This is a genomic window from Streptomyces caelestis, from assembly GCF_001279005.1.
GTDB classification, from domain to species: Bacteria; Actinomycetota; Actinomycetes; order Streptomycetales; family Streptomycetaceae; genus Streptomyces; species Streptomyces heliomycini.
Map to the genome: position 1 here is coordinate 54,402 of NZ_LGCN01000215.1, position 9,557 is coordinate 63,958.

At 66.6% G+C, this 9,557-nt stretch carries 8 protein-coding genes and 2 pseudogenes; 1 reads left to right on the top strand and 9 read right to left on the bottom strand.

Annotation, left to right across the window (positions count from 1 at the left end; genetic code table 11):
* Nucleotides 1–18: 18 nt before the first annotated feature.
* From ADK41_RS25755 to ADK41_RS25790, 8 genes are all read right to left on the bottom strand, one after another.
* Entirely contained in the window at nucleotides 19–819 is an 801-nt protein-coding gene (locus tag ADK41_RS25755; protein WP_051843518.1) for an ABC transporter permease, read from the bottom strand.
* A complete protein-coding gene (locus ADK41_RS25760; RefSeq protein WP_158717715.1) occupies nucleotides 809–1,597 on the bottom strand; it encodes an ABC transporter permease in 789 nt (262 codons plus the stop codon). Before ADK41_RS25760 ends, ADK41_RS25755 begins: the two co-directional genes overlap by 11 nt.
* The gene (locus ADK41_RS25765; RefSeq protein WP_051843520.1) at nucleotides 1,594–2,628 is read right to left on the bottom strand and encodes an ABC transporter ATP-binding protein; all 1,035 of its coding nucleotides are present in this window, start codon (nucleotides 2,626–2,628) and stop codon (nucleotides 1,594–1,596) included. Before ADK41_RS25765 ends, ADK41_RS25760 begins: the two co-directional genes overlap by 4 nt.
* A gap of 73 nt (nucleotides 2,629–2,701) precedes the next feature.
* On the bottom strand, nucleotides 2,702–3,433 hold the full coding sequence (locus tag ADK41_RS25770) for a class I SAM-dependent methyltransferase (protein ID WP_051843522.1): 732 nt from the start codon (nucleotides 3,431–3,433) through the stop codon (nucleotides 2,702–2,704).
* A 22-nt stretch (nucleotides 3,434–3,455) separates the two neighbouring features.
* Nucleotides 3,456–4,193 (bottom strand): formylglycine-generating enzyme family protein, encoded by a 738-nt coding sequence (locus tag ADK41_RS25775; protein ID WP_030834478.1) that lies wholly within the window; start codon nucleotides 4,191–4,193, stop codon nucleotides 3,456–3,458.
* A gap of 41 nt (nucleotides 4,194–4,234) precedes the next feature.
* Nucleotides 4,235–5,359 carry a glycosyltransferase gene (locus tag ADK41_RS25780; RefSeq protein ID WP_030834479.1) on the bottom strand — a complete coding sequence of 375 codons (1,125 nt, stop codon included), beginning with the start codon at nucleotides 5,357–5,359 and terminating at the stop codon, nucleotides 4,235–4,237.
* Nucleotides 5,360–5,506: 147 nt separating this feature from the next.
* On the bottom strand, nucleotides 5,507–7,195 hold the full coding sequence (locus ADK41_RS25785; RefSeq protein WP_030834480.1) for a WD40 repeat domain-containing protein: 1,689 nt from the start codon (nucleotides 7,193–7,195) through the stop codon (nucleotides 5,507–5,509).
* Nucleotides 7,192–7,935, bottom strand: a complete 744-nt coding sequence (locus ADK41_RS25790; RefSeq protein ID WP_234319050.1) for a GTP cyclohydrolase II — start codon at nucleotides 7,933–7,935, stop codon at nucleotides 7,192–7,194. Before ADK41_RS25790 ends, ADK41_RS25785 begins: the two co-directional genes overlap by 4 nt.
* Nucleotides 7,936–8,630: 695 nt before the next feature.
* Between ADK41_RS25790 and ADK41_RS25795 the strand changes: the two are divergent.
* Nucleotides 8,631–9,177: pseudogene (locus ADK41_RS25795) on the top strand (GNAT family N-acetyltransferase).
* Nucleotides 9,178–9,323: 146 nt separating this feature from the next.
* Here ADK41_RS25795 and ADK41_RS25800 read toward each other — a convergent pair.
* A pseudogene (locus ADK41_RS25800) lies at nucleotides 9,324–9,557 on the bottom strand (MFS transporter); the annotation flags it as partial.

Sequence of the window (9,557 nt, forward strand, 5' to 3'; positions counted from 1 at the left end):
TCTCCTGGTTCGATGTTCTCAATTTCCGGCACTCTCATAGCGCCGCAGCCCGAGGCGGAAGCCGAGCCTCGCCAGCATGTGGATGACGGCGGCGGCGGCCGGCGCCGTCAGGACGACCCAGACGGAGCCGCCCTCTGTCAGCAGGACCGTCGGGAGATAGGTGACGAAGGCGAAGGGGAGCGGGAAGAAGAAGATCGCGGTCAGCACGGGGGGGTACAGGGCGAGCGGGAATCGGGCCAGGTCGGTGAACTGCTGCACGAGGAAGGGGACGTTGTGCAGTTCCCTGAACCAGAAGCCCAGAGCCGCCGAGGCCAGATTGACCGAGGCGTAGACGACACTGCCGGAGACGACGCACACGACCAGAAGCGGCAGTGTCCACAGGCCGAAGCGAAGCGGCACGTGTTGCGCGGCCAGGCTCATGGCGAGGATGCCGATGGCGAGGTCACCGATACCGTGCAGACTCACGCTTCTGGTGTACAGGTGGAGTACCGGATCGACGGGGCGAAGCAGCAGGGAGTCGAGTTCGCCCTTGCGGATGAGTTCGGTCAGCTTCCAGACGCCGTCGAAAAGCAGGACGTTGAGGCCGAGAGGGGCCGTCGCCAGGCCGTACAGGAAAACCATCTTCCAGGTGTCCCAGCCGTCGACCACCGGCGTGCGGCGCAGGAGCACCAGCATGAAGGCGAGCCAAGTGCCCTGGCGTAACAGCGCCGAGACGATTTCGAGCGCGAGGTCGGCCCGGTAAGCCGACTTGGCCCGGTACTGGAGCCGCAGTAGAAGCGCGAAGTGGGTGAGGGCGTGTGCTCGCTGTTCAGCCGCCATAGCTGTCCAGCCGCCGGAATCCGCGGTTCAGCAGTAGGGCCGTCATGCCCGCCAGAGCGATGAGCCACGCTCCTTGGAGCGCGACAAGACCGGCAGCGTCCGCAGTGCCGACCCGACCGAAGTAGATCATGGTGGGTGTGTTGAAGAAGCTCTGGAAGGGCAGCGCGTACGCCACGGTGTGCAGCCAGTCCGGCAGCATCTGCAGCGGGAACATGGCTCCGGACAGCATCAGGGCCAAGGCCTGCCGGCACGCGATGAGACCGAGGACGTTGGTCGTCCAGAAGCAGAGGACGCCGGTGGTGATCGCGATGGTCGCTTTCAGGGCCACCGCGAGGAGGAAGGAGAGGACCAGGAGAAAGCGCGATCCCGTCTCGGGCGGCACGGCAGGCAGCACGGTCGAGACGAACAGCGCCAGGCAGAGGCCGACGGACAGCAGTTCGACGAACAGTGCGGCAATCAGTTCGGTGACACGAAGGGTCATGTAGTGCACCGGCTTCAGCAGTTCCAGCGAGACACTGCCGTCACGGATGCTGGCTGAGACCCGTTCCTCCGTGCCGAACGAGAGAACGAGTGTCAGCAGAAAGGACAGCAGCAGGTAGGTCTGCATCTGCGGCCAGTCGTACCCCGCGTGCCTCTGCCCGCCGCTCATGATGGCGCGCCAGATGTAGTAGAGCACCGTTATCTGGACCAGGCTGATGAGGACGCCCACCACGTACCGGCCGCGGTACATGAAGGCTTCCTGCGCTGCTACGCCGACCAGACTGCGGAAGATCCTCAACGGGACCTCACCTCTGCCGGCGGGGGAGACGGAGGGGGCTGCTGGAAGAGGCGCCGCACCATTTGTTCGAGGGTCGGCTCACGCAGTTCGAAGTCGACGATCTCATGGGCTCGCATGATGACGCCGACCAGGTGTGCGGCGGTGGCCTCGGTCCGGCCGAACTCACAGGACAACCTTTGCCGGTCGAGCATCGTGCAGGTGAGGCCGGAGGCATTGTGCACCGTCCGGGCGACCTCTGCGACATCCTCCGTGTCGGACACGGTCACCACCAGACGCCGGTCGGCCGCGAGGCGGTGCTTCGCCTTGTCGATGTCCTCGTCGAGGACCGCGCTGCCGCGGTCCAGGATGATCAGCCGGTTGCACATCCCTTCGATGTCGGCCATGTCATGACTGGTCAGGAATATCGTGGTGCCCTGTTGCTGGTTGAGATGACGAATGAACTGCCGTACGGCCACCTTGGAGTTGACGTCCAGGCCGCCTGTCGGCTCGTCGAGGAAGATGAGCTTCGGGTCGTGCAGCAGGGCGGCTGCCAGGTCGGCGCGCATGCGCTGTCCCAGGGACAGTTGTCGCACGGGGACCGACAGGAACTCTTCCAGTTCGAGCAGTTCGGTGAAGAGCTTCAGATTGGCGCGGTAGGTCGCGTCCGGAATCCGGTACATGCTGCTCAGTGTTTTGAACGAGTCGATGACCGGCAGGTCCCACCACAGTCCGGTGCGGTGTCCGAAAACGGCTCCGATCTCCCGCACGTGCCGCTTGCGCTCACGGTGTGGATCGAAGCCGTTCACCCTGACGTACCCGTCCGTCGGGGACAGCAGCCCGGTGAGGATCTTGATCGTGGTGGACTTGCCCGCACCGTTGGAGCCGAGATAGCCGACCGATTCTCCCGGCTCGATGTCGAGATCGATCCCCGCGAGCGCCGGCTTCGCCCGGTACCGGGGTCGTATGAAGTGTTTGACCGTGCCCGCCAGCCCCGGTTCCTTCTCCGGGATCCGGTACTCCTTGCGCAGACCGCGCACCTCGATGGTCCTCATGTTCCTCCCCGGCCCGGCCCTTGGGTGAAGCCGGCCGCGCCGTCCGCGCGGCCGGCACTCCGACGGCGTTTCCTCAATCCATGCGGACGGCCTTGACGATCAGGTACATGGGCACGTGCTGCCGCTCCCGCATGACCTCCTCGGACGTGTGGTCCGTGTGCGGGCGGCCCTCCCTGAGCGCGGTGAAACACAGGCCCGCAGCCTCCAAGGCGGCGAGGTACTCCTCGATGCTCCGGTGGTGCTTGATCACGCTGGCGCCCATCCAGTCGACCTTCCGCGGCCCGGGCCGGAAGTAGTCCCGCACCAGCCATGCGCGCGGGAAGTCGGAACTGTCGGCATAGTCGTAGCAGCTGGTGACGGTGGGGTGTTCGACGGAGAAGACGAACGTTCCGCCCGGACGGAGGGCACTGCGTACGCGGTGCAGCGTGCTCTCCAGGTCGGCCACGTAGTGCAGCACCATCCTGGCCGTGACGACGTCGGCGACAGCCGTGTCCGGGCGCCATTGCTCGATGTCGGTGTGCTGGACCCGCATCCTGTCGGAGGTGAGGCGGGCCTGCTCCAGCAGTTTCCGGGAGCCGTCGATGCCCAGGTAGCTCTCAGCGCCCTCGTCGAGCAGGGTGTTGCCGTACCTGGCGTCTCCGCAGCCGAGGTCGACGAAGGACCGGCCCGCCACCTGCCCCACCAGTTCGCGGACATAGGGCTGTTCCATGAGGTCGTTGGGGTGTTCCGGCTGTTCCCTGCGCAGCAGGTACTCCCCGGAGACACCCGGCAGGTCGTAGAAGGTGTTCCCGCTTACCGCGTTCATCGAATGCTCCCCCTCGGGATCGTCAGGTTCCGGCCGCGAGCCGGAAGCCGATGTCGTGCGGTTCGGAGTCGTAGGCGCCGTGCCGACGGGCGCACCGTGCCAGATCACGGTTGTGACGCCAGGAGCCGCCGCGTGTCACGTGCCGGTCGTGGGCCCAGGTCTCGTCGGCCGGAACTTCGTCGGGAGCGCCCGGGTACGGCTCGTACACCGTCGAGGTCCACTCGTCGACGTTGCCCGCCAGGTCGAGGACGCCGAAGGGGCCGGCGCCCGAAGGGAAGGAGCCGACGGGCGTGGTGCCCTTGTGCCCCGCGGGCTTGAGATTGGCGTGCGCGACGTCGAAACGGTCCCCCCACGGGTAGGCGCGGGTGTCACCGCCGCGGGCCGCCCGCTCCCACTCGGTCTCGGAGGGAAGCCGCACCGGCAGGCCGGTCAGCTCGGCCAGCCAAGCGCAGTACTCCGTGGCCAACTGCCAGTCGACGCCGGTGACAGGGTGGTCGAAGTCGCTGTCCGGCCCACGGTTCAGTCCCCTCTCCCGTGCGAAGGGCGCCCACTGGGCGCGGGTGACCGGCGTCCGGCTGATGGCGAACTCCGGGACGGTCACTTCCGTCCGCGGGCATTCCTTGAGGAACCATTCCGCCGGAAGTTCGAGATCGGCGTGATCCCGTACCAGTGCGGGAACCTCCCGCTCGTCCGTACCACGCACCAGGATGCCGTGGGGGACGGTCACCCAGTCGATGTCGGGGAGCGCTGTTCGTGTCATGAAGCAGACCACCTGTTCCGCCGTGTCCGTCGGGTTCTGCGTCACATGTGCCCACTGTCGCGGACGCTGTGCCACACCTTGTGCTGAGTGGCGAGTTCCAGCACCGCACGCCATCCGGTGATGCCCTGTACCAGTTCGAAGGCCAGCAGTGTGCACCAGCCGTCTTTGATGCCCAGCCGACGCCATTCGGGCGTGGCGGCGGTATGAGCGATGCGGACGGCCTCCAGGAGAACGGCCGTGAGGGCGATGCGACGCGTACGGCCGCCGCGCGGGGCCAGGACGAGCGCGGGCAGCACGGTCAGCTGGGCGGCGACACTCGCGGCGGTGATCCCCAGCGCCAGGCGTCCGGCCGGAGTGAGTTCGGGCGCGGTGATGTGCCGAAGAGCCGCGAGTTGCCCCCGTAGCCACCGGACCCGCTGCCGTAGCGCGGTCGGCAGTTGGTCGACGGGTGTTCCGTACGAGACGGTCGCCAGGAAACGGATCCGCGGTCTCAGCCGACTGGCGAACATCGACCACACGAAGCACTCCTCGGCCTCATCGTCGATGAAGCCCCCGGCCCTCTTGAGGAAAGCGGTGCTGACGTAGAGGGAACTGCCCTGCAGAAAGGCGGTCTTCAGCCGCTTTTCCAGGAACATCATGGACGCCAGGTGAGTGGCGTTCTCCGCGGCTATGGCGCGGCCCACCCAGTTGCGCGACTCGTGGAACTCGAATGCCTCCACGATGTCCACGCCCTCGCCGACCGCCTGGAGCGCCTCGGTGACCTGTGTGGGGCCCGGGACCACGTCCGCGTCGAGGAAGAGAACCACGTCGTAGGCGTCCAGGTCGGCCAGGACGTGGTTGAGCGCCCGGCCCTTGGGCCTCATGTCCGGCACGGGCCGTATCCGGGACCTCGGGTCGAAACCGGCTGTGGTCAGTCGCGCGAATGCGCTGCGCGCGGGCAGTTGGCTGCGTTCGTCACCCTCGGGAACGAGCCACAGGACGGTGATGCGCTCCCGGGGGTGGTCCAGGCGGAGCATGCCGGCCGCGGAACGCTCGCACGTCTCGAGCGATTCCCTGTACATGGGCACCAGAACCACGACGTCGGCCGCGGCTTCGGTCTCGTCGGCGGCGCGGGGGGCCGCGTGCTCCGCCCGCCGCACGGCGGTGGGTATCAGGAACCCGGTCACGGCAGATCCTCTCCGTCGGGCCCGTGGAAGCAGGCCGACATGTCGAGACGGTCATGGAATCGCGGCCGGCATGACGGCGTCGCGAGGGTGGAGGGAGACGACAGAAGCGGTCGGCGGTCACGCCGAGGCCGCCTCGGACCACATCGCTCAGCGCGGGATGTGGTACACCTGTCCGTCGTACGCTCCGGCGAGGAAGACGTCCTGTCGCGCGTCGTAGGCGAGGGAGGAAATACCCGAGGTCGTGGGCCGTGTCACGGGGCCCCAGGTGTCGGTGCTCCGGTCGTACACCGCGACGCTGCCGTCATAGGAGCCCGTGGCCACCGAAAGCCCGTCATCGGAGGCTGCCACGCACTTCACCGAGTGGGTGTGCGGGGTGGTGAGGACGTCGGCCTCTCGTCGCGGGTTCCAGATACGCAGCTTGAGATCCCGGCTGACGCTTGCGAACCAGCCATCGCCCAGACCGGCACAGCCGTTGGCGATCTTGTCGTGTGCTGCTTCGGTCGTGGCGACACGTTCCAGTGTCGGAGTGCGGTACCAGGTGGCGGAGGCATCGGCGGCGACGGAGAAGAGCAAGTCCCCGGAAACCGCCACGCCCTTCACCGCGTTGGTGTGCAGCGGCAGGTCGGTGACATGGGTGACACCGTTGTCATCGGTGAGTTTCAGCAGGATGCCCTCGCCCGTGTAGGTTCCCACGACCGCGTACTGCTCTCCGTCACGCTCGAAGGAGGCGCCACAGTTCAAGGGCGACCGGTGCTGGTGCAGTTCGCGCCCGGTGAGGGCGTCGAAGATCTTGCCGAGTTGACCACCCGAGAGGACCAGAGGGCCCAGCGGAGTCAGGAAGTTGCAGAGACTTCCGGTGTCCGCGACTCGACGGTCGCCGTCGCGGACCGTGCCCGCGTCCCCGACGGTCAACGTCGCGCCGTCCGGCCGGGGCAGAACCGCGTTGACACCGCCGGTCCGCGGTATCTCGGACGTGTCCCAGACCCGTGCTTCGTAGTCGTAACCGCGGTAGGTGGCACCGAACGTCGCGAAGACCAGCCGGCTGTCGGCGGCGAACGCGCAGGAGCGGGGCCAGACGTCGGCCGGCAGGCTCGCGCTGTCGAGGGGGCGGGGTTGCCCGGAGCTCACGTCCCACAGCCGCATGGTGCGGTCGTAGGAGAGGCTGACCAGCAGATGGCGTGCGTCGTTCAGCACCAGTCGCTTGATGCCCGCGTCGTGTGCCGGAATGGAGGTGCGATCGGCAGGGCCGATCACGATGATCGCCCCCTCGTCGTTGCCCGCGAACACCGTTCCGTCGGAGGAGATCGCCACCGTGTCGGTCTCCACGCCGTCAGTGCTCAACTCCGAGACCAGCTGTCCGGTGGCGAGGGACCAGCGTTTGACAGTGCCGTCGTCGCTGGAGGAGATGAGTTCGTCACCGTCTCCGGCCCATTCGACGGAGATGACATCCGCGGTGTGCCCGACGAAGGTGGTGAGGAGGCGGCCGGTGAAGTCGTAGACCCGCACACGGTGGTCACGGGAAGCGGTGGCGATCAGCTCCCTGGACGGGTGGAAGGCCGACATCTCGACGTCATCCTCATGTGCCGAGAAGACCGCGACCAGGCGCAGGTCGGGAACCGTCCACAGCCGGGCCGTGTAGTCGCTGGACGAGGTCAGCAGATAACGGCCGTCAGGCGAGAAGGCACACTGGTTGGCCAGGTGGTCATGGAAGGCACGGGCGAGCGCCAGGCCGGTCCGCTGGTCCCAGCAGATCACCTGGTTGTCATAGCCCGCGGTGGCGACGTATTTGTCCTGCAGGGCGGCGACGCCACTGATGGGACTGCGATGCAGAATCATGCGGTCTCCCCGACGAGTTCGATGGTGTGTCCCCCCAGTTCGGCCTTCACACGCAAGTACTGCGCGTTGCGCTCCGTCCTGAAGACCCGGGTGGCGATGGTCTCCTCGATTTCGATTCCTCGGGCTTCGAGCTGCCGTACTTTGTCAGGATTGTTGGTCAGCAGCCGTATTCGGTGAATGCCGAGGGCACGTAGCATCTGAGCGGCGGAATGATAGTTCCGCAGATCGTCCGAGAAGCTCAGCGCGCGATTGGCTGCGAAGGTGTCGAGGCCCGCTTCATCCTGCACCTGGTAGGCGTCGAGCTTGTTGTAGAGGCCGATTCCCCTACCCTCCTGCCGCAGGTACAGGAGGACGCCTCCGGAGGTGGAGAACCGCTCCACGGCTTCTCCGAGCTGGGGCCCGCAGTCGCACCGCGCGGAACCGAAGACATCACCGGTCAGGCATTCAGAATGGATGCGGGCCAACGGAGCCGGCGAGGTGTCGGGAAGTTCGTCGGAGGTGCCCGGGAAAAGCACCGCTATGTGCTCGTGATTGTCGGCGAGTCCGTTGAAACTGATCATTTCAGCAGTTCGCCACAATCCATCACCGGCGCGTACGGGAACTTCTACGCGGGTGCGGATGGAAACCTTTTCGTCCAGGGTGGGAATCGCGGTGCGGTTGTCGCACGCACCGCCGACCTGCGCGACGGGATCGCCGTCCGATAACGGCATACGAGAACTCTCTTTCTGACCGTAGTTCACGGTTCCGGATCTTTCACCAACGATGCAATGAGGATGATCAGAGTGTCAACCATCGATCCGAGGGACGTCGCCGAAAACCGCCTATGATGCGCCCTGTTCGAAAACTTGAACGGCTTATGACCTGCCGCTTCCCGTCAGCGGATCTTCGACCGCGGGGGCGCCGGCACTCCTGGTTGGCTTGTTCGACGGAATTCGACAACTCGAATGCCTCGATATGATCAAGATAGGGCAAAACTAGACAGAATTTCCCAATACATAATAGAATTAATTTAATCGGATCAATCGATTCTGGATGCGGTGTTCGGCAGGTATGCGTTCGACGGAGGGAAGTCCCCCGAGGGTGGGCGCCAGCTACGGAAACCCCGGACGCGGCCCCCGGTGGCCGACACCGCCGGCGATCGACCGAGCATGTTGCCGATGCGCCTCAGAGGGGCGGACCGCGTGGACGGCGGACGCCGCAGCGCCTCCCCGGGCACGTCACGCCTCCTGGAGTCCAGGCCCCCACGGTGAGACGACGGGTGAAAGGGAGAACGTCGAACGGCGGTCGCTTCGGATACGGCTACGACCACGCACACGGGCCCCGGCAAAGCTGAGGGTCCCGGTGTCCGGCGACCTGGAGCCTTGGATCTGGGAGGCGCGGGTGCGACCGGCCGAAACCCGTCCTGCCGTGATCGGAGTGGTCGTAGCCTCGTGTCATGACCACTGCGGGCGACACGGCTTACCGGTACCGCATCGCCGCCGTCGAGGACACCGAGGCCATCAGGGCCCTGGACGACTCCTTCACCACCGGCACCGTCTTCCAGGTGACCGCCACCGAGGAGAGGTTCGCGCTGCGGGAGATCCCGGTGGAGCCGCCCTGACCAAGGTGTTCCCCGAGGACGACCCGGACGGCGACAACAAAAACTCCTGTGCTTTTGTCGCCCACGGCGCCCCCGGTGACCTGGCCGGGGGCGTCACCGTCTCGTACTCCGGCTGGAACCGCCGGCTGATCATCGAGGACATCGCAGTCGCCCCGCAGTACCGGGGCAGGGGAGTGTGCCGCGTACTGATGGGACTCGCGAAGGAGTTCGCCTGCGAGCGGGGTGCCGATCACCTCTGGCTGGAGGTCACCAACATCAACACGCCGGCGATTCACGCATACCGGCGCATGGGCTTCGCTTTTTGTGGACTCGACACCACCCCTACAACGACACTCCCGCAAGAAGTGAGCAGGCGCTCTACATGAGCCTGCCCTGCCACTGAGCCAGTCCCAGGCAACACATGCCAGGAACGGGCCCCGTCGCCCTACGGCCTGTTCCTCATTGCAGATGAGGCGTGCTTCACGGCTGAGGCCAGCCACTACGCCGACCTCGTGCACGGCTACGCCCAGGTACGCCGCTACCAGCAGGCTACCGATCGGTGACGGCGTCCTCACGGGCCGGTGCGGACCCGGCGCTCTCGTCGGCGCGGCGGCGGGCGTCCTCGTCGGTGCGGGCGTCGTAGCCGATGAGGTTGGGCAGCGCGGCGGCGAGCAGGCCCACCGTGGCGACGCAGGCGAGGCCGCCGGTCCAGATCGCCGGGCGGGCGCCGGTCCAGCCGGCCATCGCCCCGGCGCGGACCTGGCCGAGCTGGGGGCCGACGCT